Origin of the sequence: Agreia sp. PsM10 (assembly GCF_030433855.1) — a bacterium.
In the GTDB taxonomy this organism is placed as follows: domain Bacteria; phylum Actinomycetota; class Actinomycetes; order Actinomycetales; family Microbacteriaceae; genus Agreia.
This window is the reverse complement of sequence record NZ_JARUXC010000011.1, coordinates 88,542-114,423: the sequence shown is the minus strand read 5'-3', so window position 1 is coordinate 114,423 and position 25,882 is coordinate 88,542. Positions and strand designations below refer to the sequence as shown.

The following is a 25,882-nucleotide window of genomic DNA, read 5'->3' as shown; positions in this document are numbered from 1 at the left end:
ACACCCACGGGTGGTCCGTCGAGTAGAAGGTCAAACACCCTCCCGGGCTACACACCCATTCTCAATGTCGAGTAGGCCGCCCGCGGCCGTATCGAGGCCACCGACGGCGGCCTGAATCCGGCTAGTTCGCGAGCCAGACCGTCGTGTCGACCGGAAGCACGCCTTCGTCGACCGACTCGGACGCGAGCAGCACCGTCGCGACGGGCAGCTCCACGGGCACCGAGCCGATGTTCGAGATCACCGTGACCGCCCCGTTCGAGAACGCGATCACGTCGTCCCCGTAGCCCGGCAGCCAGTCGATCGCTCCCGTTCCGAGCTCGTGCTCGGCTCGCAGCGAGAGGGCCAGCTTGTAGAGCTCGAGCGTCGAACCGGCGACGCCGTTCTGGCTGTCGCGCGAGAACTCGTCCCAGTCATCCGGCTGCGGCAACCAGCTCGCGGTCGTGGGACCGAAGCCGTAGCTGGGCTTGCCGGCCTCCCAGGGAATCGGCACGCGGCATCCATCGCGCCCGTACCGCTCGCCCTTGGTGCGGAACCAGGTCGGGTCCTGGCGAGCGTCGTCGGGCAGGTGGATGGCCTCGGGCAGCCCCAGTTCTTCGCCCTGGTAGACGTAGGAGCTGCCGGGAAGGGCGAGCATCAGCGCTGTGGCGGCGCGGGCGCGGCGGAGTCCGAGCACCGGGTCGGGAAGTCCGGGGGACTTCGGGCCGATGCCGTCGCCCTGCAGGTTGTCGGCGCCAAGGGCGAGGCGGCTCGCGTGACGCACCACGTCGTGGTTGGACAGCACCCAGGTTGAGGGGGCTCCGACCGTGCCGAACGCGTGGATCGACGTGTCGATGACGGTGCGCAGCTCGGGGGCGTTCCACGACGCCGAGAGGTAGGTGAAGTTGAACGCCTGCTGCATCTCGTCTGGCCGCACCCAGCGGGCGAGCTTGGTGAGCGGTTCGACCCAGGCCTCGGCGCAGAGCACACGGTCGCCCTCGTACTCGTCGAGCACCTCGTGCCACGACCGGTAGATCTCGTGCACGCCGTCCTGCGCCCAGTAGGGCGGCGTCTCGGGCTCGTCGGCGTCGATGCCCGGCTCCAGCGGCGGCAACCCGCCGCCCATGCTGCCGGCGTCGGCGGGAGGCGTGTAGTCGGGAAGCCCGGCCTCCTTGATCAGGCCGTGCGCGACATCCACCCGGAAGCCGTCGACGCCGCGATCGAGCCAGAAGCGCAGAACGCCGAGCATCTGCTCGCGCACCCACGGGTTCTCCCAGTTCAGGTCGGGCTGGCTCACGTCGAAGATGTGCAGGTACCACTGGCCGGGAGTGCCGTCGGCGTTGGTCGTGCGCTCCCACATGGGACCGCCGAACACCGACTGCCAGTTGTTGGGGGCGATCTCGCCGTTCTCGCCGAGGCCGTCGCGGAACATGTACCGGTCACGCTCAGGGCTGCCTTCGGGCGCGGCGAGCGCGGCCTTGAACCACTCGTGATCCCACGACGTGTGATTAGGAACGAGGTCGACAATCACCTTGAGGCCGAGTTCGTGCGCGCGCGCGAGCATGGTGTCGAAATCGGACAGGGTGCCGAACAGGGGGTCGACGTCGACGTAGTCGGCCACGTCGTAGCCCGCGTCGTGCTGGGGAGACGTGAAGAAGGGCGAGAGCCAGATGGCGTCGACGCCGAGGTCGGCGAGCGAGTCGAGGCGGCTCGTGATTCCGGGCAGGTCGCCGATGCCGTCGCCGTCGCTGTCGGCGAACGACCGAGGGTAGATCTGGTAGATCACGGCGGAGCGCCACCACTCGGTGCCGCTGCCGATCGCGATCAGGGATGCCTGCGACGACGATTCGGGCGCGTCGGAAGTCTCGGTGAGTTCGACTGTCATGCCGAACACTCTAGCCTCGAATCGTTTCGACCCCAGACAGCGGTTCGGAGCGGCCGTGTTGTGATGCTATTCTCTACAGGTGCCAAAACGCGCGACTTCATCGTCATGCGCTGGCTACGCCCCCTTAGCTCATTGGTAGAGCACTTCCTTGGTAAGGAAGAGGTAGTGGGTCCGATTCCCACAGGGGGCTCCGTCCTCCACAGGCAGGCAGCGCGAGCTGCCAGCCGACCGGACGGCACCCGGCGGGGTAGCTCAGGTGGTTAGAGCACACGGCTCATAATCGTGGTGTCGCGGGTTCGAGTCCCGCTCCCGCTACGAAACCCCCAAGATCTCGCCATCTTGGGGGTTTTTTGCGTCGTGGGGCGGTGGCACCATGGATCCATGGCCATCGAAGTCCGTGCCGCCACGTCGTTCGCCGACGTGAAGACCATGGTGGGGCCCAAGCGGCCCGACGCGACCGTGTGCTGGTGCCTGAGCTATCGCATCCCGTCTGCGCAGAACCGCGAGCTCTCGGCAACAGCTCGTGGCGAGCTGGTCGAGAAGCTCGTGCGGCAGAAGCCCGCGCCAGGGGTGCTCGCCTACGACGGCGACGAGGTCGTCGGCTGGGCCGGGGTCCATCCGCGCGCCGACACCACGTTCGCGCGCAACCGCAGGATTCCGCACGTCGACGACCTCGACGTCTGGTCGGTCTGGTGCATCCGGGTGCGACCCGGGCACCGCGGCTCGGGCCTGTCGCACGCTCTTCTGGAGGGCGCGGTGAGATTCGCCCGCGAGAACGGCGCCCCCGCCATCGAGGGCTATCCGGTCGACAATGCGGGCGAGAAGGTCGACCTGACGATGGCGTACGTGGGAACGAGGGCGCTCTTCGAGAGGGCCGGATTCGAGAAGGCGAGCGGCACGGATTCGGTGCTCAACGGATTTCCGCGGGTGCTCATGAGACTCGACCTGCGCTGAGCGGCTGAGCGGGCCGCCACCGGTTACCCTCAGAGGGTGGACACCTCGACAGCGCACCCGGAGCGCGAGCGGATTCTGAACGTGCCGAACACGATCACGTTCGCCCGTCTCATCCTGTTCATGCCCCTGTTCGTTCTGCTCGTCCTGGTGTGGCACGAGAACTTCTGGGCGTTCATCGTTCTCGTGGCCCTGGGCGCCACGGACTGGATCGACGGTTTCGCCGCTCGAAAGCTCGGACAGGTGACGCACTTCGGTGCGGTGCTCGACCCTGTTGCCGACCGTGCCAGCCAGGTGGTCGTGTGCGTGACGCTGGTCATCAGTGGCATCCTGCCGCTCTGGATCCTTATCGCCATCGCTGCGACAGACCTGATCCTGGGGCTGATCATCCTCGCCTACAAGCGCCAGGGGTCGATGACGATCACCTACATCTCGAAGATCCGCACGACGTTCCTGATGCTCGGGCTGCCGCTGCTGCTGCTCGGCCACTCCGACTTCGCCGGCCACGAGATCCTCGCGGTCGTCGCGTTCTACGGCGTGGTCATCGGATGCCTGCTTCACGTCTTCGTGGGCGCCCAGTACGCGGCGATCGTCATCCGCGAGGGCCGCGCACATTCGCGCCCACTCGGCGCATCCGCCGCTGGCCGCCCAGACGCGGACGCGCCGAATCGGCGCGGATAGCGGCAGCTCCATGCCCGTCGTGCGCATCGAGAGCCTCGGCGATCCGAGGCTCAGCGACTACGCCCACCTCACCGACGTGGCCCTCAAGAAGGCCCGCGGCACCGAGCACGGCCTCTACCTCGCCGAGTCCCTGCTCGTGTTCGAGCGCGCGCTCCGGGCGGGGCACACACCCCGATCGGTTCTGGCCCTCGGAACCTCCACGGAGGAAGCCGAGGCGGTGCTCGCCGAGCACGGCTTCGCCGACATCCCGATCTTCACCGGACCGGGCGAGCTGCTCGCCGAGCTCACCGGCTACATCCTGCACCGCGGGCTCATCGCCTCGATGAACCGGCCTGCGCTCGCGGACCCGGCGGAGCTCATCCAAGACGCCCGCCGCGTCGTCGTGCTCGAGAACGTGGTCGACCCCACGAACGTGGGCGCGATCTTCCGTTCCGCCGGCGCGATCGGCGCCGACGCCGTTCTCGTCACGCCTCGCTGCTCCGACCCCTTCTACCGCCGGGCCATCCGCGTGAGCATGGGAACGGTTCTGCAGGTTCCGTGGACCAGGGTCGGCGAGTGGCCCGAGACGCGAGAACTGCTCGTCGAGGCCGGCTTCCATGTCGCCGCGCTGGCTCTCACTCCGGATGCCGTCAGCCTGCGCGACTTCCAGGCCCGGCTTCCCGAGAAGTTGGCCCTGGTTCTGGGCGCGGAGGGCGACGGCCTCACCGCCGAGGCGATCGCGGCGTCCGACACGGTGGTGCAGATCCCGATGAAGCACGGAATCGACTCCCTCAATGTCGCCGCAGCCAGCGCCGTCGCCATGTGGGCCGTCTCAGGCTGATCTCGTTCCCTCCCTGCAGGGGGAGGTCACTCCGAGAGGGTGACGACTCCGAGCCCCGAGTCGGCCTTCTTGACCGCGTCCCACGCGCTCGACGACGGGCACGCCACGCCGAGCGACACGAAGATGCCCGCGTCGCCGAACGCGCGCACGGCCAGGTAGTTGCTGTTCGACGCACCCCAGAGCAGGTCGACGAAGTCGACCTTGGCCGCCGAGAACCCGCCGGTGAACGTGTGCATCGCGAACTCGTCGTCGGGAATCTGCTCGTCTCGTATGAACGAGGCCGCATTGCGCGACGTCGCCTTCTCGTCGCCGGCGACCACGTCGATGCCGTCGAGCGACGACTGCCAGATGCGCAGACGGCATCCGGTCGACGCGCTGACGTAGCTCATCGTGTCGGCGTCGTCGGCGGCATCCGGGTCGGGCGCCCAGTCGGTGTCCGCCGGCGGCCGGAACGTGAGGGAGGCGAGGCTGCCGGCCGGCAGCGTGTACGACGAGTCGAAGGTGAGGTCGCCGTAGTCGACGTCTCCGGGCGTGCCGCTGGATGGCGCCGGGTCGGGCTGCGATGCGGCCGTTCCCGCGCCGCGCGTCGCACCGGCGAGAAGCGCGAAGACGGCCACGGCGGCCACGATCGTGACGATCAGCGCCAGCCCGCCGCCGAGCCCGAGGGCGAGCAGGAGGGTGCGGTTCGATGCCGTGCGCGGTGTCGGCGTGGGGGGAGTGCTCATCGCCCATCAGTCTAGGCAGCAGGGTCCACATCGGCATCGCAGATCGGACGCCGCCGGGGCGTTCGTAGAATGGACGGGTGCCAGTGAACCCCGAACTCGTCGGCCGCGTCTTCGCGCCGACCCCCGCCTATCTCGTCGGGCGAGAGAAGGTGCGCGAATTCTCTGCGGCCGTCTTCGCCACCAGTCCGCTCAACACCGACGTCGAGGCGGCCCGCGCGGCAGGCTATGCCGACGTCGTCGCGCCGCCGACCTTCGCGGTCGTGGTGCAGGAGCACACGCTGAAGCAGCTGCTGAGCGAGCCCGACGCCGGCATCGACTTCTTGCGAGTGGTCCATGGCGACCAGCGCTTCACCTTCACCCGTCCGATCGTGGCCGGCGACGAGCTCACCGCCACCCTGAACGTGGCCAGCATCAAGTCGCTCGGAGGCCACTCGATGGTCACGGCCGAATCGACCATCGTCGACGCGACGGGCGCGCACGTCGTGACCGCGACATCCACCCTCGTCGTCAGGGGAGACGAATGACCGCCGGAATCACCATCGCAGCCGACGAGCTGACCACCGGCGACGTCGTCGCGGCAGGCCACTTTCCGCTGACCCGCGATTCGCTCGTGCGCTACGCCGGGGCCTCCGGAGACTTCAACGCGATCCACTACCGCGACGACGTCGCGGCATCCGTGGGCCTGCCCGGCGTTCTCGCCCACGGCATGCTCACCATGGGTCTCGCCGTGCAGCCCGTCGTCGACTGGATCGGCGACCCGGGGCGCGTGCTCGACTACCAGGTGCGCTTCACCCGGCCCGTGCTGGTCGACCCCGTCGAGGGCGCCGAACTCGTGGTGAGCGCGAAGGTCGGCAAGGTCGACGCCGAGGCCGGCACGGTGCGCATCGACCTGACGGTCACGTTCAACGGCGACACGGTGCTCGGCAAGGCGCAGGCCGTCGTCTCCCTGGCCCCTGCCCCGTCCGTCGTATGACCGGTCGGCACGGTCGCCCCGAACCGCACCCCGGTGAGCCCGTGAGCGGTCGCATCGAGGGTGCGGATGTTCCGCTCGGCCCCCTGACGACGCTCCGGGTCGGCGGGCCGGCCGCGCGCATCATCGAGCCGCAGGGCGAACCGCAGCTGCTGCAGGCCGTGCTCGAGGTGTGGGACTCGGGCGACGACTGGCTCGTGCTCGGCGGAGGATCGAATGTCGTCATCTCCGACGACGGCTTCGACGGCACCGTCATCCGCGTGGCGACCCGCGGGGTGGCCCGCATCGTCGCGCCCAGCGGAACCGTGCGACTGCGCGTGCAGGCCGGCGAGCCGTGGGACGAGCTCGTGGCCTACACGGTCGAGCAGGGCTGGTCGGGACTCGAGGCGCTCTCCGGCATCCCCGGGTCGACGGGCGCGTCGCCCATCCAGAACATCGGAGCCTACGGGCAGGAGGCCGGCGACTCGATCGTCTCGGTCGACTTCCTCGACTACGGCACCGGCCGCGTCGAGCGCATCGCGCGCGACGACCTCGAGCTCGGGTACCGCACGAGCGTGTTCAAACGCGGCAGGCGAGGCGTCGTGCTCTCGGTGACGTTCTCGCTCACCGATGCGTCGGCACAGGCGGGCGCTGCGGGCGAATCGGGCTCCGACGCGCCGGGCCCTCTGGCTCTCGGCGATCCCATCGCCTACCCGCAGCTGGCGACGGCGCTGGGCGTCGCCGTCGGCGACCGGGTCGCGCTCGGCGGCGTTCGCGCGGCCGTTCTGCGGCTGCGCGCATCGAAGGGCATGGTTCTGGATGCGACGGATCCCGATTCCGTCAGCGCCGGGTCGTTCTTCACCAACCCGATCGTGTCGGAGAATTTCGCGCGCGGGCTGCCGAGCGACGCGCCCCGCTGGCTCGTCGAGCCGGAGGCCGAGCCCACCGTCGTGGCGCTGCCCGACCCCGCCTCGGGGCTGACGGTCGACCTGTCCGGGCCGCTCGAGGCATCCGGCGAACCGGCGGAGCCGCAGGTCAAGCTGAGCGCCGCCTGGCTGATCGAGCGCGCGGGAATCGGCAAGGGGTTCGCACTGCCCGGCTCGCGCGCCGCGATCTCGTCGAAGCACACCCTGGCGATCGTGAACACGGGAGGCGCGACGGCGGCGGAGATCTCGGAACTGTCGCGGTACATCCAGAACCGGGTGTCGTCGGAGTTCGGGGTGCGACTGCACCCGGAGCCCGTGTTCGTGGGCCTCGATTAGGCGACTGTGCCCGTTTGCCTCCATTCGCTTCCTGCCGGAGTTGCGGAATGGAGGCAAACGGGCACAGTCTCGGGTGCGACTCGCGTTGCGGAGCGGCCTCGTGCACCGGTGCGCCGATGTCAATGGTGAGCACTGCCCATGCCCGCGCCCCCGCCCGTATCCGCGCGGCTGCTAGGGTTTTGAGACCACGCACCCCCTAAAAGGAGTACAGAATAATGCGAATCTCGCGCACCAAGACCACATCGCTGATCGGCGCGCTCGCCATCACCGGACTCCTGCTCACCGGCTGCGCAGGCGGCCAGAGCAAGGCCGACGCCTGCAAGGTTCTCGAGTCGGGCCTCACCGATCTGCAGAGCGAGCTCACCAGCAGCCTCTCCGACGCGGCCACCGACCCCGAGGGCGCCTCCGAGGCCCTGCAGACCGTCTCCGACAAGTTCTCGGACAACGTCTCGAAGGTCTCGAACGACGAGGTCAAGGACGTCGCCGACGACGCGGACGAGGCGCTCAGCACGCTCGTCAGCGAGTTCAAGACCTACGCGTCAGACCCGACGAACGCCGACACGACGGCACTGACCGACGCGTCGACCGATGTTCAGGAGACGTTCACCGAGCTCTCGACCGTCTGCAACTGACGCACTCGAAGCAGGTCGGCCCGGGGTATTCTGCCCCGGGCCGGCAGTTTTTAAGCCGCCTTGGATGCCCTGCGTCGGGTCGATCGGTGTCTCACGCCGTAACGTGAGGGTTCGTCACGTTGCGCTCGCGGCCAGATGTCTTTAGCTTGAACTAATAGGCAGAGGCCGACAGGGATGTGGGGATCTGGTCCGGGGGGACCGGTCGGCCTCTGCCACACATCTCTCGATGCGATCGACTGGTTAGACGACGACCGCGTTCAGCACCTCGTCGAGCAGCAGCGACGCATCTTCGTCGCTGACGCTGCGCGCGAGTGCGAGCTCGGAGATGAGCACCTGTCGAGCCTTGAGCAGCAGGCGCTTCTCACCGGCGGAGACGCCCTGGGCCTGCTCGCGGCGCCACAGGTCGCGCACGACCTCGGCGACGCGGTGCACGCTGCCCGACGCCATCTTCTCCTGGTTGGCCTTGTATCGGCGCGACCAGTTGCCCGGCTCCTCGACGAAGTCGTTCTGCAGCACGGCGAACACTTCGCCCACTCCGGCCGCGTCGATCACGTCGCGCACGCCCACGAGCTCGACGTTGTCGATGGGAAGCTTGATGATGAGGTCGCTCGTGTGCACGCGGAGCGTCATGTAGCGCTTGTCCTCGCCCTTGACCGTCTTGGTCTCGAGCTCCGTGATGGTGACCGCTCCGTGGTGCGGGTAGACGAGGGTTTCTCCGATATCGAATTTCACGGCTGGCTTCTCTTTTCTGTGTGACGACGTGTGCGGCTGATAGATCTGGTGTGAGTGGTCAACTGAGCCGCGGGGGAAGCAGGGCGATGAGTTCATCGACCAGCTGGTCTGCGCTGATGTCGCGGTGGTCGGCGATCCAGGCGCTGAGCAGGCTCACCGTGCCGCCGGCCACGTAGGTCGCGGCGAGGCGGGCCCGGATGGCGTCGGCCTGGGAGCCGGCCGGCTCGAATGACGCGAGCACCTGCTCGGCGTAGGCTGCGATGACGTCGTCGAATGCGCGACGCGACAAAGGCAGGCCCAGGGCGTAGGAGTAGATGGATTCTCGTTGTGAGAAGTGCTGTACGAGCTGCGAATAGCTCTCGCGAAGCCCGGCGGCGGGATCTGCATCGCTCGAGCTCGGCACGGTGATCGACGCGAACTCCTGGCGGAGCAGGGCGACCGCGAGGTCGTCGAGGCTCGAGAAGTGGGCGTAGAAGGAGCTCCGGCTGATCTTCGCCTCGCGCACGATGTCGGTCACCGAGATGTCACCCGAGTCGTGCGAGTGGAGACGGGCGACCGCCGCGAGGATTCCCTGCCTCGTGCGAGCGGCCCGCGGGTCTGCGGGAGTCTCGGTGGAGGATCGAAAACTGTCGGGCAGAACAGCACTCCTCACAGTTGACATCACGGTAGTATAGCACGATTTCTCGGACACTTGTCCGAGAAAGATGGCCCAAGTGCTTAGCCGGCCTAGCGACCTGCCCGTAAGATCGTTCCATGGAATCCTCGGAGGTGCGGGCCTCGGGCTACTGGTACGGCGATGACCCCGAGGCGAGAACAGGGGTCGACGCCCTCAATGCCCTGCGCAGATACCGAGTCGCGGAGACGGCGATGCGTCGTCGAACCCGTTCTGCTCTGCGCATGAACGAGACCGACATGATGGCACTGCGGTTCATCGTGAACGCCGAGCGGGAGGCGCGGGCCGTCAGCCCGAAGGACCTGGCCGGGTATCTCGGCATCTCGTCGGCATCCACGACCGTGCTCGTCGACCGGCTGGTGGCGAGCGGGCATCTGAGCCGGGCCAAGCACCCGAGCGACGGTCGGGCGGTCGTGCTCGCGGTCACTCCCACGACCCATGCCGACATGCAGGAGACCTTCGGCGACATGCATCGGCGGATGATGGCCGTGGCCAGGCAGTTGGATGCGCACGAGGCGACGATCGTGACGTCGTTTCTCGAACAGATGAGCCATGCTGTGTCGCACGAAGAGAAATAGCTAGATAAACTAACTAGGTGGGTAAACTCATCTATGGTCCGACGGGCCTTGAAATAGACATCGACGACCGTCTTCTCGCGCATCTGCGCGTCGTCGTCAACGCCAAGTTCCGGCGTGGAGAATCGTTCCTGTTCAACTGGGAGCACAACTCCGACGAGGGGAACGGGCGCAGCTCCATCTGGATGCATCCGACCATCCCCCTGCACATCCGCTTCTTCGGCAACAGGCAGCCGCCGGTGAACAGGGCGTGGATCGAAGCCCTCATGGTGACAGCGAACAGTGCCAACGGCATGGTGCTGATCCCCGAGCCGGGAGGATCCGGACCGCAGGCGTAGCCTCAGGCGCGGGCGTTCAACTGGCCCGCGCGTTCCGCGCCGTCAGGGCATCCATCACCTGGGTCGCCACGAGCCGACCCGCGCGATTCGCCCCGATCGTGCTGGCCTGCGGCCCGAACCCCGCGAGAAAGATGTTCGGATCGCGCATCGAACGTCCGCGTTCGACGGCGACGCCGCCACCGGACTCGCGCAGCCGGAGCGGTGCGACATGGGCGAGCTCCGCCCGGAACCCGGTGGCCCAGATGATGGCGTCGGCACGCTGGAACGAGCCGTCCGCCCATCGAACACCGTCGGGCTCGATGGCCGAGAACATCGGCCGATCGACCAGCACCCCGCGGTCGCGGCCGGCCACGTTGCGCGGGCTCGCCGGCAGTCCTGTGCCGCTCGAGACGCTCGGAATGGGCAGGCCCGCGCGGGCCGCCGCGTCGGCGCGCTCGACGGCGGCGACCTTGGAGTGCTCGTCCATGGTGAACTCCACCGGCCTCCGCGTGACCCAGGTGGTCGACGAGGCGACGTTCTCGAGCTCCAGCAGAAACCCGACGGCCGATGTTCCCCCACCGACGACCACGACGTCGAGCCCGGCGAAGTCGGCCGCCGCCCGGTACTCGGGCGTCGAGATCTGGATGCCGGAGAAGGTCTCGGCGCCGGGATACGAGGGGCGGAACGGCCTGGCCCAGGTGCCGCTGGCGTTCACGACCACGTCGGCACGCACGGTGCCGACGGTCGTCTGCACCTCGTAGCGCCCGCCATCCACTCGCGCCACCTGCGTGACCTCGACCGACCGCACGACCTCGAGCCCGAAGTGCCGCTCGTAGCGACCGTAGTAGTCGCCGACGACGTCTCGGGCGGGCAGGGTCTGGTCGGCCGTGGCGAAACTCACCCCCAGCTCCGACATGCCCGGCAGGTCGTCGACCTTGTGCGCGGTATCGAGCCGCAGCGACTCCCAGCGGAACTGCCAGGCTCCGCCTGCTCGGGGCCCGCGGTCGAGCACGACGAAGTCGATGGCGGGCACGAGGCCGAGGCGGCGCAGGTGATAGGCGACAGACAGGCCGACCTGCCCGGCGCCGATGACGACGACGCGGGTGTCGGTGACCGGAAGTGTGGTGCTCACGACCGCATCAACCACTCCACCGCCGGTTTTATTGCCGGGGTCGCGCTGCAATGAAGGAGAATTCGGGCGATTGCGGTGTTTTCGTACGTCGACCCGCGATTGTTCCTGCGAACGAGCGTTCCGGTGTCGGTGGTGCAGGGATAGCGTGGACGCATGTGCGGACGCTTTGTCGTGGCCAGGGCCTCGGGTGACCTGCTTGCGGGCCTGATGGACGGCCTGCCCGACCTCGAAGACAACTACAACGTGGCCCCGACCGACGACGTGGCGGTCGTGCGGCAGCGGCGCGAGCATCCGCGCGAGCTCGACGCCGTGCGCTGGGGCTTCGTTCCCGGGTGGTACCCCGACCTCACGAAGCGGCCGCAGCCCATCAACGCGCGCATCGAGACGGTGGCGACCTCGGGCATGTTCCGCAGGGCCTTTCAGGCACAGCGCTGCATCGTGCCCGCGGCGGGCTACTACGAGTGGACGATCCTGCCCGACGGCTCGAAGCAACCGCACTTCGTGTACGCGCCCGACCAGGCCCTCGCCATGGCCGGCATCGTCTCCGCGTGGCGTGACAAGGCGAAGTCCGACGACGACCCCGACCGGTGGGTCATCTCTATGGCGATCGTCACGCGAGATGCGCACGTGGCCCCGGGCGAGGTGCACGATCGCATGCCCGCGTTCCTCACCCCCGACGGCTACGACGCCTGGCTCGGCAGCGACCTCGACTCCGATGGGCTGCTGCACCTGCTCGACGCCGAGTCGCTCGAGGTGGCACACCAGCTCCAGCACTACGAGGTGTCGAAGCAGGTCAACAGCGTGCGCAACAACGGCTCGGAGATGATCGAGCCGCTGGCCTGACCGCCTATCGACAGGCTCAGGCAACGGCCGGGGGCCTCCCCGGAGGGAATCGGCGGGCGGCTACGCGCAGAAGTCGTCGATCGTGCCCTCGAGCACCCGGGCGACCGTCTCGACCGAGGCGAGGTCGACCCACTCGCTGGCCGCGTGGGCGCCGCCTCCGGTGACTCCGAAGAGCACAGACGGGATGCCCGCGGCCGCGAGCAGGGCGCAGTCCGTCCAGAACGGCTCGCCCCTCAGCACCGGCGGCCTGCCCGTGACGCGCTCGACGTTCGCGAGCACGCTCTGGACGACGGCCGACGAGCGATCCGCCTCGAACGGAGGCTCGGTGAGGCCCGGCACGATGCGGTACGAGAAACCCGGATGCTCGGCCGAGACCGCGACCAGAAGCGCGTCGATCTCGGAGACGACGGTGCCGACATCCTGCCCCGGCAGCGTGCGCCACTCGACGCCGATCGTGCACTCGGCCGGGTAGCTCGACATCTCGACACCGCCGCGCACCAGAGACGCGTGCACATTGGCTGCTCCGAGAAACGGATGCTCGGGGCGGCTCGCGAGATCGTGCGCCAGGTCGCCGAGGCGGGCGAGAAAGCGGCCCGCCTGCACGATGGCGTCGCGACCGAGGTCGGGGCGCGAGCCGTGGGCGGCGAGACCGGTGATGATCACGTCGAGCCAGACGAGGCCGCGGTGCGCGAGGGTGACCTCGCCGTTGCTCGGCTCGACCACGATGGCGCCGTCGGCGGAGAAGGTGCGCAGCACCTCGATGGTTCCGGCGCTCTCGAACTCCTCGTCGGCCACGAGGGCGAGCACGATGTCGCCCCGGTGAGGGCGCTCGGCGGCCGTGGAGGCGGCGACCATCATCGCGGCGATTCCCGACTTCATGTCGTAGCTGCCTCGCCCGAACATCGCGCCGTCGCGAATCATCGGCGTGAGGCCGTCTCCGTCGTAGCTGTCGAGCGAGACGGTGTCGATGTGGCCGTTCAGCATGAGGCTGCGACCGCCGCCCGTTCCGGCCCAGGTGGCGACGATCGACGGCCGGCCGGGAGTGGCCTCGAGACGCGAGATCTCGCATCCGCGCGGCGCCAGCCAGCTCGTGATGACGTCGGCGACCGCCGCCTCTCCACGCCCTGTGCTGCCGAGGTCGGGATTCGAGGAGTCGACCTCGATCAGCTGGCGGAGCAGGGAGACCAGTTCGGACTCGCCGGTGCCGTCGGTGCTGCGGCCGGGGTTGTCGTCGCTCTCGCTCATGACCCCATTGTCTCGCGGGCGAGGCCGCGACGGCGAGCCGGGCTCCCGTTGACCGCCGAATGTACAACCTGGCTGAAAAAGTCTTGGGAAGGCATTGCGACGTCGATAAATCCTCAGCTATTGGCTGTATTCTCATCGCATGACCGTCGTTTCGACCACTGACGAGCGCGCACTCGTGCGGGCTCTCCTCGCCGAGCACGCCGTCGCCGGGGCCGAGTTCTTCGGCCGTTTCGTCAACGACAGTCGCTATTTCGACAACTCCGCCTTCGACTCCCGTGCGGCCACTCCCGTGCTCGTCGACGTGCTTCCTCGGCTCACAGACCCCGCCGTGATCGAGACGGTCGCCCTGCATCTGAAGAACCCCGCAGCCAGGCCGAAGGCGTTCGGTGCCTTGCATGCGGCGTTCCTCGAGTGGGGCACGGCTTCGCGAGGCCGGGTCGGATGGCAGCTGGGAGAAGCGCTCGTGAACGCAGCGCCCCTGCGCGAGGCGCCCGTGCTGATCGACATCGTCACCGACCCCCGCTACGGCGTGAACCGACAGCAGGTCGTGCTGGGTCTTCCCCGCTTCCGGCGCGCCCTCGACACGGAGCGCGCGCTGCGTGAGCTCATCCACGACCCGGAGGTGGCCCAGCAGGCCATGTATGCGCTGCGCCGGGTGGTCGGACCGCAGCTGACCGTCGACGCCCTCGAGGGAGTGCGGCGGGCTCATCCCGACACCGTTCTCGAGCGCCAGGCCCGTCACGAGATCCGCAAGATCAATCGCGCACTGCGCCGGCAGGATGTCGCCGGCGCCGATCAGGATGCGGTCAGGGAGCCAGAGACGGCGTCTGCCTGATTCCGAAGCTGTGCTTCAGCGCGCTCTTCGCTGCGTACCAGCCCGCGAGGCCGTGCACGCCAGGCCCGGGCGGGGTCGACGACGAGCAGAGATAGACGCCGGATGCCGGGGTGCGCCACGGGTCGAGCGAGAGCACGGGCCGACGCACCAGCTGCGACAGCGTCGCCGCGCCCGCCGCGATGTCGCCTCCGATGTAGTTGGGGTTGTAGTTCTCCATGTCACGCGCGGTCATGCTGGATGAGGCGAGGATCAGGTCGCGGAAGCCGGGGGCGAACCGTTCGAGCTGCGTGATGATGGCCTCGGTCTGATCGATCGTCGAGTCCTTCGGCACGTGCGTGTAGGCCCAGAGCACGTGCTTGCCCTCGGGCGCGCGCGACGCGTCGAAGCTCGACGGCTGGGACACGAGCACGTAGGGGTTCGATGTGTGTCGGCCCGACGCGACCTCGGCCTCCGACGCCGCGATCTCGGCTCGGGTTCCGCCCACGTGCACGGTTCCGGCCTTGTGCAGCTCGGCATTCGACCACGGCACGGGCCCGGACAGCGCGAAGTCGACCTTGGCGACACCGTTGCCGTAGCGGAACTTTCGCAGCGCGTTCGTGTAGGCGGTGGGCAGCCGTCGACCGGCGATATCGGCGACGGCCCGCGGGGTGGTGTCGAAGAGCACGGCCGTCGACGACGGCAGCTGGTCGAGCGACCGGATGCCCGCATCCGTCTCGATCTGCCCGCCGTGCGCCTCGAGATCCGCAGCCATCGCATCCACGATCGCCTGGCTGCCGCCCACAGGAACGGGCCAGCCGCGACCGTGCGCGTAGCTTCCGAGGCTCAGGGCGGCCGCCGCCGTGACGGGGCTGGGCATCGGCCGGATGGCATGGGCCGCGACGCCGGCGAGCATCGCGGGCGCCACATCGCCCTCGAACCGGAGATTCCAGGTGGGCAGCCCCTGTTCGAGCACGCGCAGGCCGAACAGCGCCGCCGTGATCGGCTGGCGCGGGGCCATCAGCAGGTTCGATCCGGCGAGCCGGGCGACCTGGTCGGCGCGCTCGACGAGAGGCGCCATGAGCGAGTAGAACGCGGCCCCGTCGCGACCGAGTGCACCGACGGTGCGGTCGAGGTCGTGATACGCGATGCCTGCCCGGCCACCATCGAGCGGATGCCCGTATGACACCTCGGGGAGCACCAGATCGATGCGTTCGTCGAGCCGGAAACGCTGGAAGAACCCGGATGCCAGGGCCATGGGGTGCACGGCTGAGCAGACGTCGTGGAGGAAGCCCGGCAGGGTGAGCTCCTTCGAGCGCGCCCCGCCGCCGATGGTGGAGTTCTTCTCGAACACGCGCACCGACAGCCCGGCGCGCGCCAGGGTCACCGCGGCCGCGAGCCCGTTCGGACCCGCTCCGACGACGACCGCATCGACTTCGCTCATGCCGCCCAGCCTACGACCGGCGCAGGCGTGAGACGAGTGCGGTGGCAGCCACCGCGGCGCCGCCGACGGCGGCGGTGCCCAGCCCGATCGCGGCTGCGGCCATGGTCTTGCGGTGCCCGATCGCCCAGGTCGCCGGGCTGCCGTTGCGCGCCTCGCTGCCGAAGATGCCACGCGCGCCCTTGTCGCCGCTCGCCGGCTCGTAGAGGTTGTTCGGCAGCATTGCCTCGACCTTCTCCGGGGCCTGCTGGCCGTCGTAGGCGACGTTCGCCAGGTAGTTGTCGAGCCAGCCGGCCACGAAGCGGTTGCCCAGCACGGTCTTGATCGTGGGCTCGCCCACCCAGGTGCGTCGCCGAGGGCGGTCGGCGACGTCGGCCACCGCCCTGGCTCCTACCTCGGGCTGGTAGATCGGCTTGACCGGCTGCGGGTGGTTCGGCAGCTGCGACTTGACCCAGTTGAACTGGATCGTGTTCAGCGCCGGCATGTCGACCGTCGAGATGCGCACGGGGCTCTTGGCGTGGATGAGCTCGGTGGTCACCGACTCGGTGAAGCCCTGCACGGCGTGCTTCGCTCCGCAGTAGGCGGCCTGCAGGGGGATGCCGCGGTGCGCGAGGGCGGATCCGATCTGGATGACGTGGCCGCGGTTCCGGGGAACCATGCGGGAGAGTGCGGCCCGCGTTCCGTTGACGAAGCCGAAGTAGTTCACCTGGGTGGCGCGCTCGAAGTCCTCGGGAGCGGTCGTGAGGAATTCGCCGAACACGCCGACCATGGCGTCGTTGACCCAGAGCTCGATGGGACCGAGCTCGTCTTCGACCTGGTCGGCGGCGGACTCGACGGCCTCGCGATCGGCGACGTCGGTGCTGATGCCGAGCCCGCGGCCTCCGCGGATCCGCACGTCGGACACGGCCCCCGCGAGCCCGTCCTCCCCGCGGGCGAGGACGGCGACGTCCCAGCCCCGGTCGGCGAGCTCCCGCACGATGGCTCTGCCGAGCCCGGCGGTTCCTCCGGTGACGACGGCTACTCCACGAGTCATGACAATCCTTCGATTCGTCGGGCGGTGCCGGATGCGGCGCGAATTCTCCCGAGGTATCGAGTCTGTGCCCGCGGCCGCGACTGCGCACCCCCGTCGACAGGTGGTCTCCGATGGCGTATGAGGGATCTCAGTTAAGGATAGGCTTACCTAAGTTTTTGATTCAGAATGACGTTCTAGGAGACTCAGTGCACCACCAGCCCATCCTCCGTCGCGTGCTCGCAGGCGCGACGCTCGTCGGCTCCCTCGTCGCAGCGGCGGTCATCGCATCGCCCGTGTCGATCGCCTCCGCGGCGCCCGCCGACGCGCGATCGTTCGCCGTCGCATCCACCCCCGACGCGGGCGACCTCGTTCGCAGCGTCGCGGTCGACGACTCGGCCGATCGGACCTACTTCACCATCGATCGCGGCTCGGGAACGCCCGGCGCAATCGGCTGGCTCACCACCAGCACCGGCGTCGTCAGCGAGCAGATCATCGAGCTCGCAGGCGAGGAGCCGGCGAACGTCGCCGTTAACGAGACGGCGCACGAGCTCTACGTGCTGCACTACCGCAGCGGTGAGCTCACCGTCATCGACACGACCACGTCGACGGTCGAGAAGGTCATCGAGGGGGTACCCGCCTTTGCGAGCGGACTCGAGGTGAACCCCGATTCGAACGACGTGTACGTGCTGGCCGACGGGGTGACGACCGTCGACATCCCCACCGGCGCGGTCGGCCCCGAGGTCGCCATCTCGGGCCAGGCGTTCCCACTTCTGAAGGACGGCCTCTACGACTCGCGCACGAAGCTGCTGTGGATCGCGGAGGGTCGAGGGGGAGTCGTGACGGCCTACAACACGCTCACGCAGACCTGGCTCTCCGACGTGGCCATTCCCGTGACGGCTTTCGTCTACGACGGAACGGCGCTGGGCGGTCGCCCGTCGACCCTGGCCCTCGACGAGCAGCTCGGCACCCTCTACGTGGCCGTCGCGCCGCGGCTGCAGGATGCGTGGACGAACACGAAGCTCATCAGCATCGACACGGCCACGGCGCTGCACATCGGCAGCCCCATCGAGCTCGGCAACACGACCCGCGAGATCGCCGTGGACTCGTCGACGCACGAGGTCTACGCGGCGAACGGGTTCTCGAACACGCTGAGCATCGTGGACCCCGTCTCGTGGACGGTGACGCAGACGGTGGACTTCTCGGCCCTCGGCATCACCACGGGTACGGGCACGGCCAACGCCGACGTCTGGGCGCTGGGCGTCTCCGAGGCGAACAATCGCGTTCTCGTCAGCCACCCCTACGGAACGTCGCGCATCAGCGTGATCGATCGTTTCGGCAGCGTCGGAACTCCGACCGTGCGCGAGGTCGCACCCGGGCAGGACCAGCCCGCGCCCGAGGCTCCCGAGAACGCCGTCTGGGAGGGCCCGGCCCGCGCCGAGCTCTCCGAAGCGCCCGCGACCGCCGTGGAGACCGCCGACAACAGCTTCGCCTGGTCGTTCTCGAAATACTCGACGGCATGGACCACGACGTTGTTCGGCGGCGTCACGAGTGACGACGAGCACGTGATGACGTTCACGGATGGCGTGGGCTGGGCCGACCCCGTCTCGGGACGCGCGCAGATCGCCTGGTCCGACGGGTTCAGCTTCCAGCCCTATCCCGGCCTCGCCCCGGATGTGCGCATGACGTTCGGCAACCCCGTCTTGAGCGTCGAGGCCGACGGCTCGGGAACCGTCACCTTCGATGTGTCGTGGTCGGTCGCATCCGACCTCGTCAGCGATGGCTTCTCACGGGTGGAGGTCGTGACCCTGCCCGCAGGCGACAGGACCACAGCGGGCGAGGTCGTCTCGTTCGTTCGCAGCCCCGACTATGCGGGCCGGGAGTACATCGACTCGAACGGGATCGTGCGCGGATCGTCGTTCCCCGCGCAGTACCTCGAGTACCTCGACGAGTCCATCCGCGCCTGGTTCTACTCATCGGGATCGAGCCTCGACCCGACGAAGGTGCCGAACGCGGTGGCCGTGTCGTACCGGGTCGCGGACGCGGAGGCTCCTGTTCCTCCGGTTCCGGGCGACGGGGGAGCGACCCCGCCGGTGACGGGCACCCCGGGCGGGGGCGCACCCGTGCCGGGAACGGACGGCACCGCGTCGGCCGGCCCTGTCGCATCCGACCTCGCCGCGCTCGCGGCGACGGGCATCGGAGTCGAATCACCACTCGCGGCAGGCCTGCTGCTGCTCGCCGTGGGCACGCTCGCCGTGCTGAGACGACGGGTGCCCCGGGCGCGTCAGTAGGCGAGCTCGGCGCTCGCGAGACGCCCCGTCACGTCGCCGATGAGGTCGTCGAGGCGCGGGTTCAGGGCCAGCACCTCCGCGCCGTCGGCGAGTTCGGCCAGATCGACCCAGATGACCGACGGGCTGAGCGTCGACCAGAAGTAGTACACGCGGTTGGTCACGTCGCTGGCCGCGTGCCACCACGTGGGGTAGACGCCGCCGTCGCTGTACGGCGCTCCCGGGGGAACGGCCGCGTTCTGCGTGACGCGGAACACTCCGGCCACGGTCTCGGCGATGTTCGCGGGCTCGGGCAGATAGTGCCTGAAGTAGCTCGCGCGCACGAAGCGATCGAGCGAGGTGATGTCTCCGGGAGGCGTGAGCTCTCCGCCGAACGGGGCGTAGCGGGAGAGGTTGGCCAGCTGCTCGTCGAAGTCGGGGGAGTTCGCCATGACGGTGAACTCCCTGCCGTGGTGCACGACCAGCTCGCCGTTGATGGGCTCGATGATCGCCGAGTCGCCCGACGGGTCTTCGAGGGCGAGGTGGGCGCCCATGTACTGTCCCCTGATCGGCGGCGCGATGAGCTGCACGTCGTCGATGTGGTCGAGAACCTCGGCGACGGTCGCGAAGTGGTCGAGCACGTACTGCACCCACATCTCCACGGTGATCGTGGGCGCGCCCGTGCCTGTGGGCGGCTCGATGTCGTCGAGGAACAGCGCGTGCGCCGCGAGCCCCTTCTCGTTCATGCCGTCGGAGGTGCCGATGTTCCACATGCTGAGACCGACGCTCGAGTAGGTCGACCGCCACGTGGCGGCATCCGGCTGGGCGCCGCCCGAGCGTTCGAGGCCGCGCGGGTGGAACCACAGCTCCGGCTCGTCGCTCACCTCCCAGTCCATGCAGCGCGAGGTGACCTTCGCGATCGGGTTGTCATTCCAGAAGACACGGGTGCACATAGGGCCGAGAATACTGCGCATGAACCGCAAGCCCTAGACCCCCGTTCGTGGATGCCGGATGCTGGTGTGTCATGTCGACAAACGTCAGAGAAATGGCCTGTTCGCCCGAAGATGTCTTCGCCGTGCTCGCCGACGGGTGGCTGTTTCCGACCTGGGTGGTGGGGTCGTCGCGCATGCGCGATGTCGAGAAGGCCTGGCCCGCCGAGGGCTCGCACCTGCACCACTCGTTCGGTTCGTGGCCCGCGGTCATCGACGACGAGACCACGATGCACGAGTGGGACCCGCCCCGACACATGCTGATCGTCGCCAAGGGCTGGCCCATCGGCGAGGCCTCCGTGCAGATCGACGTCAAGCCGCGGGGCTCCGGATGCGTGGTGCGCATCATCGAGAAGGCCGTCGCGGGGCCGGGAAAGTACATTCCCCCTGTGCTGCTCGACATCGGACTGTACGTGCGGAACATCGAGACGCTCCGGCGGCTGGCGTACATCGCCGAGGGCAAAGCCGACGGCAAATAGGGGTTTTCGGGCTGGTGCCCGCGGTGCGGTGAGGATTAGCTTGTGACCATGCCTCAGGAACCGGGAGATCGGGGACCGCGATCGGACGGCGCCGACGCGGGACGCCTGACGCCGCTGACTCCGCCCGATCCTCGCCCGCGGCCCTCGCGCACGCCGCCGCCGCGCCCCGAGATGTCCGACCGCACGCCCCCGCCGATACGCAGACCCGTCGAGCCGTCGACCGCGGTGAAGGCCTCGCGTTTCCTGTGGACGGCGAGCTTCATCGCGGGCCTGATGGCGGTCTTCTTCGGATTCCTCGCGCGCAACAACCAGACCGATCGCATCCAGGACCTGATTCTCGAGGTCGACCCCGACCGCGACGCCGAGACGCTCGAGACGGCGGCGAACATCGTTCTCTGGACGAGCCTCGGCGCCCTGGTCGTCGTCGTGCTCATCGAGCTCGCGCTTCTGTTCTCGATGCTGAAGAGGCGAGGCTACGTGCGCTGGATCCAGCTGCTCGTGCTCGCCGCGCACGCGGGCGTGACGGTCGTGGCCGATGCCCTGATCGTGGGAGACGACGTCGACGGCATCGTGCTGCGCGTGATCCTGGTGAGTCAGCTGTTCCTCGCCCTGGCGGGATTGCTCGCGAGCTTCCTACCCGGAACCCGGGCGTGGTTCCGCAGCAAGGACTAGCCGGGCCCGCTGGGGCCGAGCCGCACCCGGCGCGTGCGCGACGAGGGCCTCGCAGGTGCGCACCACCGTGGAGCAGACGGTCGTGAGCGCGCGATCGCTCGCGGGATTGTGCTGGAGGGCACGCCAGCGCTGCAGGTGCTCCAGGGCGGCGCTGCGGGAGTCGGCCTCGGGAAAGTCATCGTGCAGGCCGAGTCGGGAGCGGTCGTCGACGCCCTCGCCCCCGAGGAGGCGCTCGGCCTCCTCGACCTGCTGCGGGGTGAGGGCGACCGGCTCCGTGCGCAGGGTGGCGAGCAGGCGCAGTTCCTGAAAATCGTGAGCGTTGGCCATCACACGTTCGACGGATGCCTTCAGCTCGTCGGTGCCCGAACGGTCGTGATGGTGGAGGACCTCGTCGAGAACGGCGATCGCGGATCGGGCCCTCAGCAGGGCCGACCGGGCCTCGAACTGCACCGAGATGAGCTGCATTAGTTCATCGAGTCCGCTGCGGCGCGCCAGCGCCTGCGCCAGTTCGTCGGCATCGGAGACGCCGGAGCGCAGCATCACGAGGGCGAGGCGCACTCCGAAGAGACCGAAACGCCGCATGAGGTTCACGCGGGTCTGCGCGTCGACGCCGATCGAGTCGTTCGGGCGGCAGAACCTGTCGGCCGAGATCAGCAGCAGCTCCCGATCCGCCCTGTCGAGCTCGGCCAGGCTCACGAGCGCCCTGAACTCCGACTGCCGGAGCGTGCGCGCGGTCTGGGCGAGCAGGCCCGCCATCGGAACGACCCCGAGGCTCAGCGAGCGGATGGTGTCGTCGTGACGGTACCTGTCGGCGATCTCCCGGGCCGAGAGCAGGGAGTCGATGCGTCCGGCCCCGACCTCGTCTGCGCGCGAGAGCACGGCGAGGGCATTGATCGTGGCCGATCCTCCCGCGCTCGAATCGTGGAATGCCTCGAGGAAGCGGAGGTCCGACGCGTGCATATGCCGCATCAGGTATACGATCGCATCGGCCTCGGACGGGTCGTCGCCGGGGGTGAGGAAGCGGGTCGATCGGTCGGACACGTCGGTCGACAGGGACGCGATTCCGGGGGTGTCGATGAGCGTGAGCGTACGAAGTGCCGGCGCGGGCCAGAAGACCTCGATGCGGTCGACCTGGTCTGCGCTCAGCTCTCCCATGTCGAACTGCAGCCTCTTGTCGACGCGCACGATCGGCAGCCGCCGCTTCTCGCCGTCGAGCGTGAACAGCATCACGCGCGGCGAGACGGCGTAGCGGTACCAGGTGACCACGCGGGTGCATTCACCCGTGTCGGTCGGGGCGATCTCCTCGCCGATGATGGCGTTCAGCAGGGTGGACTTGCCGGCCTTGACCATGCCTGCGAGCGCGACGCGCAGAGGCTCGACGAGTCGTCGTGAGTGCGCCGCCAGCAGGGCGTACGTCTCGGCGTCGGACTCGTACAGGGCCATGGCGTCGCGGAGGAGTCGGGCGACCTCGTCGACGAGCTCGGCGCGGGCGGGCTGGTCGATCGATGCGGTGAGCATGCTCAGATGACCGGCGCCGGGGCGGATGCCGTCTGCCGGGCCGCGGTCCGCACGGGAGCCGATGCGACCGGCGCCGTCGCGGCATCCTGCACCGACACCGCGCGGGCGGTCAGATCTTCGACCCGCTTGAGCTCCCTCCGCAGATGCGCGACGCGGGCCTCGCGCTCGGAGGTGAAACTCGCTGCGGCCTTCTGCGCGGCGAGCACGGAGTCCGCGATCGACTTGAGGTTCTCCTCGGCGATGTCGGTGAAGTGATCGCGGGTCGCCCGCTGCACCAGCCGCATCCGGTCTTTGAGCTGTTTGCCGACCTGGAAGACCACGTCGTCGACCTGGCGTCGCACGAGTGCCTTCGCCTCGGCCTGACGCTTCTTCAACCGGGTGGTCTTGTCGTCTCTGTACGCCTTTCCGCCGATGAGCACTCCGGCGGCGATCGAGAACGGGTTGATGAGCGACAGGCCGATGATGCCGGTGAGCAGTCCGAACATCAGCACTCCGCCGTACGATCCGCGCATGCCGATGAGCACCTTCTGGATGGCGGTGACGTGGCCCGGATCGAGCATCGGCACGAGCTCGACGGACTCGAGCACGTCGTCGGTGTTGTCGACGTGGAGCACGGGCAGAGGCACCTCATCGCGCGAGAAGTGCTCGGCCACCAGGGCGGCGAGCCAGACGGAGCGCTCGTTCGTCCACACGAAGGTGTCGGAGATGGCGGCCGCGACGCGCTGCTCCAGCCAGTCGATCATCTGCTCCCAGATCGGGGCGGGGTCGCCCTCGTCGATCGACTCCTCGGCCTCGCGCATGATCGTGCGCATGCGGTCGCGCAGGTCGTGCTCCATGTCGGAGATGAGGTCGGTGATGCCGTCGTTCAGCGTGATCTGCCAGCGCGACGACTTGCGGCGCAGCTCGGTGGCCGCCTCCTTGGCGACCTCGAGTTCGGCCAGGAGCTGCGGTGTTCCCTCGGGGTCGAGCAGGGCGCTCAGTTCGGATTGCAGGGTGAGCCGCAGGTGTTCGGCCGTCGACAGCACGTCGTGTGCCACCGAACGGGCCTGGATGCGCTCCGCCTGCCCGACGATCTGCTGCCGGAGGTAGGCGACGAGGGGAGGGAAGCCCGATTCGGCGTTGAGCTCGGCATCGCCCAGACGCGCGGCATGCAGCCGCAGCTCGGATGAGAGGGGGAAGACCGGGATGTCTGCGCGCACCTGGTCGAGGTGCGCCCGGTCGAGCTCGACGACCCGGCGCCAGTCGGGGTACAGGTCGGTCTTGGTCACGAGGCAGGCCACGTTCGGCGAGACCCGCAGAGCCTGGCGCAGGAACTGCACCTCGGGTTCCGTCAGCTCCTGCGACGCATCGGTGACGAGCAGCATCGCGTCGGCGGTGGGCAACGCTGTCATCGTGGTGAGCGAATGGGCGGAGTCGAGGCCGCCGACGCCGGGGGAGTCGACGACGACGAGACCTCGGGTCAGGACCGCGCGGGGCAGCTGCACGTCCGCGCTGACGAGCCGATGGCGGTTTCCCGGGTTGCCCCGCTCGGAGACGTAGCTCGCGAGCTGGTCGATCTCGATGGGGCGACGCTCGAGACCCGTGTTCTCATCGAGCGCCGCTCCAGCCGAAGGGGTGTCCTGCGCATCCGGTGTGAGAAGGATGCTGGCCGACGGAACGTCGCCATGCCGGATCGCCGTGGGAACGGAGGTGGCGATGTCGTCGTCGACGGGACACACGGGGGCGTTCACCAGCGCGTTCACGAACTGGCTCTTGCCCTGCTTGAACTCGCCGACGACGATCACGCGAATGGTCGGGTCGAGCAGTCGGCTGCGGGTCTGCTCGAGCCGCTTCTCGAGGTCTGGCCTCGAGGACTCTCCCGCCAGTGTCGCGGCCTGGGCCACGAGATCGATGAGTCCGGGCATGTGTTCTGCTCCCAAAAACTGCCGCCCCCCGGTCGATGATCACGCCGCTGGCCCGGCAGGAGACGGGGGTCTGAGTCTCCTGCCGGGCCGCTGTGCAGCGATTGCAGTGTGTTCAGTTGCGGATGGTGCGTGCCCTGCTACGGGAGCAGGACGTCGTCGACGACCTCGACGGTGATGTCATCGGCGATCACGTTTCCGTTGCCGGAGCCGTTGCCGTTGAGCGAGTCGTCGACGGTGAACGAGTCCTCGACGGTGAACGAGTCCTCGATCGAGTTGTCGACAGACGCGTCGACCGATGCGTCGACGGAGGCGTCGACCTCGATGTCGTCGACCTCGATCGAGTTGTCGACGGACGCGTCGACCGAGTTGTCGACCTCGACCGCGACGTCTTCGACGTTGATCGAGTTGTCGACCGATGCGTCGACCGAGTTGTCGACGTCGACATCGACATCCACGTCGTCGACGTTGATCGAGTTGTCCACCGAGCTGTCGACCGAGTTGTCGAGATCGACATCGACGTCTCCGACATTGAGCGAGTTGTCGCTGTTGTCGCTGTTGTCGGAGTGGTCGTCGTTGAACGCGTCCTCGATGTCGATGTCGGTCGAGTGGTCGTCGTTGAACGAGTCCTCGATGTCGATGTCCGTGTCGGTGTTGCCGATGTTCACGTCGTCGCCGGCGAGGATGTTCGTCGAGTGGTCGTCGGAGTTGTCGACGTCGGCGTCGTCTCCGGCGGCGACCGCGTAGTCGCCCGAGGCCACGATGGCGTCGTTGTCGAACACCTGGTCGACGTCTCCGAGGGCCCAGACGTTGGAGTGGACCGACGTGTCGGTGAGCGTGTCGCTGTCGTCGATCGACGTGTACGAGTAGCTGTTGGCGATCGTGGTGATCTGCTGAACGGCGTGCGCGTGGTCGTCGGCCCAGCCGCCGCCGTTGCCGCCGCCACCGTTTCCGCCGCCACCGCCGTGTCCGCCACCGCCGTGTCCGCCGGCACCGGCCGCTGCCTTGGCCCAGGCGACGCCTCCACCGGCGCCGGCGACCGCGGTCACTCCGGCGTGGTCGAGAACGGAGGGCAGGACGGCGGCGACGTCATCGGTGCAGACGCTGGAGAGGCCGGCTGCCGAGAGCGCGCCCTCGGGGTCTGCGTCGAAGTCGGCGGCCGCTTCGGGGTTCTGGAACAGGCTCATCAGGAAGTCGAGCAGGGTCGTGGTGATTGTAGGCATTTCAGGCTCCTCCATTGGAGTTCTTCATGGGATGTGGATTGAGGTCACCGCCCCGAACCGGTGCGATGGGTCAACCGTAGATTCGGGCCCCTGCCGGCATCATCGGGGCGCTTCCCCCTGCTCCGAGCGATCCGTATGGGGGAATCGTGTTCGGGGTGCCGAGGGGGGAGGGGG

Annotated in this window: 26 protein-coding genes and 2 tRNA genes; 16 read left to right on the top strand and 12 right to left on the bottom strand. The window is 68.5% G+C overall.

Going from position 1 to position 25,882, the window contains the following annotated elements; translation table 11 throughout:
• Window positions 1-121 precede the first annotated feature (121 nt).
• Window positions 122-1,861, bottom strand: coding sequence for a glycoside hydrolase family 13 protein (locus tag QCD70_RS14175; protein ID WP_301217354.1), 1,740 nt, complete (start codon window positions 1,859-1,861; stop codon window positions 122-124).
• Window positions 1,862-1,979: 118 nt separating this feature from the next.
• On the opposite strand from QCD70_RS14175, the gene QCD70_RS14170 reads away from it, so the two are divergent.
• The 5 genes from QCD70_RS14170 (at window position 1,980) to QCD70_RS14150 (ending at window position 4,313) form a co-directional block, all read left to right on the top strand.
• Window positions 1,980-2,051, top strand: a tRNA-Thr gene (locus QCD70_RS14170).
• A gap of 51 nt (window positions 2,052-2,102) precedes the next feature.
• Window positions 2,103-2,176: transfer RNA gene (locus QCD70_RS14165), tRNA-Met, on the top strand.
• Window positions 2,177-2,242: 66 nt separating this feature from the next.
• Window positions 2,243-2,815 (top strand): GNAT family N-acetyltransferase, encoded by a 573-nt coding sequence (locus tag QCD70_RS14160; RefSeq protein WP_301217353.1) that lies wholly within the window; start codon window positions 2,243-2,245, stop codon window positions 2,813-2,815.
• Between the two features lie 36 nt (window positions 2,816-2,851).
• Window positions 2,852-3,493, top strand: a complete 642-nt coding sequence (locus QCD70_RS14155; RefSeq protein WP_301217352.1) for a CDP-alcohol phosphatidyltransferase family protein — start codon at window positions 2,852-2,854, stop codon at window positions 3,491-3,493.
• Between the two features lie 10 nt (window positions 3,494-3,503).
• Entirely contained in the window at window positions 3,504-4,313 is an 810-nt protein-coding gene (locus QCD70_RS14150) for a TrmH family RNA methyltransferase (RefSeq protein ID WP_301217351.1), read from the top strand.
• Window positions 4,314-4,339: 26 nt separating this feature from the next.
• Here the strand turns inward: QCD70_RS14150 and QCD70_RS14145 are convergent, their stop codons facing one another.
• Window positions 4,340-5,038: a hypothetical protein gene (locus tag QCD70_RS14145; RefSeq protein WP_301217350.1), complete on the bottom strand. Its 699-nt coding sequence runs from the start codon at window positions 5,036-5,038 to the stop codon at window positions 4,340-4,342.
• Window positions 5,039-5,115: 77 nt separating this feature from the next.
• On the opposite strand from QCD70_RS14145, the gene QCD70_RS14140 reads away from it, so the two are divergent.
• From QCD70_RS14140 to QCD70_RS14125, 4 genes are all read left to right on the top strand, one after another.
• Window positions 5,116-5,562 carry an FAS1-like dehydratase domain-containing protein gene (locus QCD70_RS14140; RefSeq protein WP_301217349.1) on the top strand — a complete coding sequence of 149 codons (447 nt, stop codon included), beginning with the start codon at window positions 5,116-5,118 and terminating at the stop codon, window positions 5,560-5,562.
• Window positions 5,559-6,011 carry a MaoC family dehydratase gene (locus QCD70_RS14135; RefSeq protein ID WP_301217348.1) on the top strand — a complete coding sequence of 151 codons (453 nt, stop codon included), beginning with the start codon at window positions 5,559-5,561 and terminating at the stop codon, window positions 6,009-6,011. Before QCD70_RS14140 ends, QCD70_RS14135 begins: the two co-directional genes overlap by 4 nt.
• Window positions 6,008-7,249, top strand: a complete 1,242-nt coding sequence (locus tag QCD70_RS14130) for a UDP-N-acetylmuramate dehydrogenase (RefSeq protein WP_301217347.1) — start codon at window positions 6,008-6,010, stop codon at window positions 7,247-7,249. The genes QCD70_RS14135 and QCD70_RS14130 overlap by 4 nt, the downstream gene beginning before the upstream one ends.
• Before the next feature lie 215 nt (window positions 7,250-7,464).
• Window positions 7,465-7,881 (top strand): hypothetical protein, encoded by a 417-nt coding sequence (locus QCD70_RS14125; protein ID WP_301217346.1) that lies wholly within the window; start codon window positions 7,465-7,467, stop codon window positions 7,879-7,881.
• 240 nt (window positions 7,882-8,121) lie between these two features.
• Here the strand turns inward: QCD70_RS14125 and QCD70_RS14120 are convergent, their stop codons facing one another.
• Both QCD70_RS14120 and QCD70_RS14115 read right to left on the bottom strand, forming a co-directional pair.
• Window positions 8,122-8,613: a CarD family transcriptional regulator gene (locus QCD70_RS14120; protein ID WP_055924488.1), complete on the bottom strand. Its 492-nt coding sequence runs from the start codon at window positions 8,611-8,613 to the stop codon at window positions 8,122-8,124.
• 58 nt (window positions 8,614-8,671) lie between these two features.
• Window positions 8,672-9,274, bottom strand: coding sequence for a TetR/AcrR family transcriptional regulator (locus QCD70_RS14115; RefSeq protein ID WP_301217345.1), 603 nt, complete (start codon window positions 9,272-9,274; stop codon window positions 8,672-8,674).
• Window positions 9,275-9,366: 92 nt separating this feature from the next.
• Here QCD70_RS14115 and QCD70_RS14110 point away from each other — a divergent pair, with 92 nt between their 5' ends.
• Both QCD70_RS14110 and QCD70_RS14105 read left to right on the top strand, forming a co-directional pair.
• A complete protein-coding gene (locus QCD70_RS14110; protein WP_301217344.1) occupies window positions 9,367-9,864 on the top strand; it encodes a MarR family winged helix-turn-helix transcriptional regulator in 498 nt (165 codons plus the stop codon).
• A 17-nt stretch (window positions 9,865-9,881) separates the two neighbouring features.
• A complete protein-coding gene (locus QCD70_RS14105; protein WP_301217343.1) occupies window positions 9,882-10,199 on the top strand; it encodes a DUF7882 family protein in 318 nt (105 codons plus the stop codon).
• A gap of 16 nt (window positions 10,200-10,215) precedes the next feature.
• On the opposite strand, the gene QCD70_RS14100 is transcribed toward QCD70_RS14105, so the two are convergent.
• Entirely contained in the window at window positions 10,216-11,310 is a 1,095-nt protein-coding gene (locus QCD70_RS14100) for an NAD(P)-binding domain-containing protein (protein ID WP_301217342.1), read from the bottom strand.
• A gap of 153 nt (window positions 11,311-11,463) precedes the next feature.
• On the opposite strand from QCD70_RS14100, the gene QCD70_RS14095 reads away from it, so the two are divergent.
• Window positions 11,464-12,153: an SOS response-associated peptidase gene (locus QCD70_RS14095; RefSeq protein ID WP_301217341.1), complete on the top strand. Its 690-nt coding sequence runs from the start codon at window positions 11,464-11,466 to the stop codon at window positions 12,151-12,153.
• Between the two features lie 60 nt (window positions 12,154-12,213).
• Here the strand turns inward: QCD70_RS14095 and QCD70_RS14090 are convergent, their stop codons facing one another.
• Window positions 12,214-13,398 (bottom strand): M20/M25/M40 family metallo-hydrolase, encoded by a 1,185-nt coding sequence (locus tag QCD70_RS14090; RefSeq protein WP_301217340.1) that lies wholly within the window; start codon window positions 13,396-13,398, stop codon window positions 12,214-12,216.
• Window positions 13,399-13,537: 139 nt separating this feature from the next.
• Here QCD70_RS14090 and QCD70_RS14085 point away from each other — a divergent pair, with 139 nt between their 5' ends.
• Window positions 13,538-14,233 (top strand): hypothetical protein, encoded by a 696-nt coding sequence (locus tag QCD70_RS14085; RefSeq protein WP_301217339.1) that lies wholly within the window; start codon window positions 13,538-13,540, stop codon window positions 14,231-14,233.
• Here the strand turns inward: QCD70_RS14085 and QCD70_RS14080 are convergent.
• Entirely contained in the window at window positions 14,205-15,653 is a 1,449-nt protein-coding gene (locus QCD70_RS14080) for a phytoene desaturase family protein (protein WP_301217338.1), read from the bottom strand. The genes QCD70_RS14085 and QCD70_RS14080 overlap by 29 nt on opposite strands.
• A 10-nt stretch (window positions 15,654-15,663) precedes the next feature.
• A complete protein-coding gene (locus QCD70_RS14075; RefSeq protein ID WP_301217337.1) occupies window positions 15,664-16,683 on the bottom strand; it encodes an SDR family oxidoreductase in 1,020 nt (339 codons plus the stop codon).
• Between the two features lie 185 nt (window positions 16,684-16,868).
• Between QCD70_RS14075 and QCD70_RS14070 the strand changes: the two genes are divergently transcribed.
• Entirely contained in the window at window positions 16,869-18,950 is a 2,082-nt protein-coding gene (locus QCD70_RS14070; protein ID WP_301217336.1) for a hypothetical protein, read from the top strand.
• On the opposite strand, the gene QCD70_RS14065 is transcribed toward QCD70_RS14070, so the two are convergent.
• A complete protein-coding gene (locus QCD70_RS14065; protein ID WP_301217334.1) occupies window positions 18,944-19,879 on the bottom strand; it encodes a linear amide C-N hydrolase in 936 nt (311 codons plus the stop codon). The genes QCD70_RS14070 and QCD70_RS14065 overlap by 7 nt on opposite strands.
• A gap of 71 nt (window positions 19,880-19,950) precedes the next feature.
• Here QCD70_RS14065 and QCD70_RS14060 point away from each other — a divergent pair, with 71 nt between their 5' ends.
• Together QCD70_RS14060 and QCD70_RS14055 are read left to right on the top strand one after the other, a co-directional pair.
• Window positions 19,951-20,394, top strand: a complete 444-nt coding sequence (locus QCD70_RS14060) for an SRPBCC family protein (RefSeq protein WP_301217332.1) — start codon at window positions 19,951-19,953, stop codon at window positions 20,392-20,394.
• Window positions 20,395-20,436: 42 nt separating this feature from the next.
• Window positions 20,437-21,066 carry a hypothetical protein gene (locus QCD70_RS14055; RefSeq protein WP_301217330.1) on the top strand — a complete coding sequence of 210 codons (630 nt, stop codon included), beginning with the start codon at window positions 20,437-20,439 and terminating at the stop codon, window positions 21,064-21,066.
• On the opposite strand, the gene QCD70_RS14050 is transcribed toward QCD70_RS14055, so the two are convergent.
• From QCD70_RS14050 to QCD70_RS14040, 3 genes are all read right to left on the bottom strand, one after another.
• Window positions 21,028-22,584 carry a dynamin family protein gene (locus QCD70_RS14050; RefSeq protein ID WP_301217328.1) on the bottom strand — a complete coding sequence of 519 codons (1,557 nt, stop codon included), beginning with the start codon at window positions 22,582-22,584 and terminating at the stop codon, window positions 21,028-21,030. The genes QCD70_RS14055 and QCD70_RS14050 overlap by 39 nt on opposite strands.
• A 2-nt stretch (window positions 22,585-22,586) precedes the next feature.
• Window positions 22,587-24,488 (bottom strand): dynamin family protein, encoded by a 1,902-nt coding sequence (locus QCD70_RS14045; protein ID WP_301217326.1) that lies wholly within the window; start codon window positions 24,486-24,488, stop codon window positions 22,587-22,589.
• Window positions 24,489-24,625: 137 nt separating this feature from the next.
• Window positions 24,626-25,708, bottom strand: coding sequence for an IniB N-terminal domain-containing protein (locus QCD70_RS14040; protein WP_301217324.1), 1,083 nt, complete (start codon window positions 25,706-25,708; stop codon window positions 24,626-24,628).
• Window positions 25,709-25,882: the final 174 nt, after the last annotated feature.

Excerpts from the sequence above, each read along its gene's own strand:
- QCD70_RS14175 (WP_301217354.1), bottom strand. The coding sequence starts at position 1,861 with ATGACAGTCGAACTCACCGAGACTTCCGACGCGCCCGAATCGTCGTCG.
- QCD70_RS14160 (WP_301217353.1), top strand. The coding sequence starts at position 2,243 with ATGGCCATCGAAGTCCGTGCCGCCACGTCGTTCGCCGACGTGAAGACC.
- QCD70_RS14150 (WP_301217351.1), top strand. The coding sequence starts at position 3,504 with ATGCCCGTCGTGCGCATCGAGAGCCTCGGCGATCCGAGGCTCAGCGAC.
- QCD70_RS14145 (WP_301217350.1), bottom strand. The coding sequence starts at position 5,038 with ATGAGCACTCCCCCCACGCCGACACCGCGCACGGCATCGAACCGCACC.
- QCD70_RS14135 (WP_301217348.1), top strand. The coding sequence starts at position 5,559 with ATGACCGCCGGAATCACCATCGCAGCCGACGAGCTGACCACCGGCGAC.
- QCD70_RS14130 (WP_301217347.1), top strand. The coding sequence starts at position 6,008 with ATGACCGGTCGGCACGGTCGCCCCGAACCGCACCCCGGTGAGCCCGTG.
- QCD70_RS14125 (WP_301217346.1), top strand. The coding sequence starts at position 7,465 with ATGCGAATCTCGCGCACCAAGACCACATCGCTGATCGGCGCGCTCGCC.
- QCD70_RS14115 (WP_301217345.1), bottom strand. The coding sequence starts at position 9,274 with ATGTCAACTGTGAGGAGTGCTGTTCTGCCCGACAGTTTTCGATCCTCC.
- QCD70_RS14110 (WP_301217344.1), top strand. The coding sequence starts at position 9,367 with ATGGAATCCTCGGAGGTGCGGGCCTCGGGCTACTGGTACGGCGATGAC.
- QCD70_RS14095 (WP_301217341.1), top strand. The coding sequence starts at position 11,464 with ATGTGCGGACGCTTTGTCGTGGCCAGGGCCTCGGGTGACCTGCTTGCG.
- QCD70_RS14090 (WP_301217340.1), bottom strand. The coding sequence starts at position 13,398 with ATGAGCGAGAGCGACGACAACCCCGGCCGCAGCACCGACGGCACCGGC.
- QCD70_RS14085 (WP_301217339.1), top strand. The coding sequence starts at position 13,538 with ATGACCGTCGTTTCGACCACTGACGAGCGCGCACTCGTGCGGGCTCTC.
- QCD70_RS14080 (WP_301217338.1), bottom strand. The coding sequence starts at position 15,653 with ATGAGCGAAGTCGATGCGGTCGTCGTCGGAGCGGGTCCGAACGGGCTC.
- QCD70_RS14075 (WP_301217337.1), bottom strand. The coding sequence starts at position 16,683 with ATGACTCGTGGAGTAGCCGTCGTCACCGGAGGAACCGCCGGGCTCGGC.
- QCD70_RS14065 (WP_301217334.1), bottom strand. The coding sequence starts at position 19,879 with ATGTGCACCCGTGTCTTCTGGAATGACAACCCGATCGCGAAGGTCACC.
- QCD70_RS14060 (WP_301217332.1), top strand. The coding sequence starts at position 19,951 with ATGTCGACAAACGTCAGAGAAATGGCCTGTTCGCCCGAAGATGTCTTC.
- QCD70_RS14050 (WP_301217328.1), bottom strand. The coding sequence starts at position 22,584 with ATGCTCACCGCATCGATCGACCAGCCCGCCCGCGCCGAGCTCGTCGAC.
- QCD70_RS14045 (WP_301217326.1), bottom strand. The coding sequence starts at position 24,488 with ATGCCCGGACTCATCGATCTCGTGGCCCAGGCCGCGACACTGGCGGGA.
- QCD70_RS14040 (WP_301217324.1), bottom strand. The coding sequence starts at position 25,708 with ATGCCTACAATCACCACGACCCTGCTCGACTTCCTGATGAGCCTGTTC.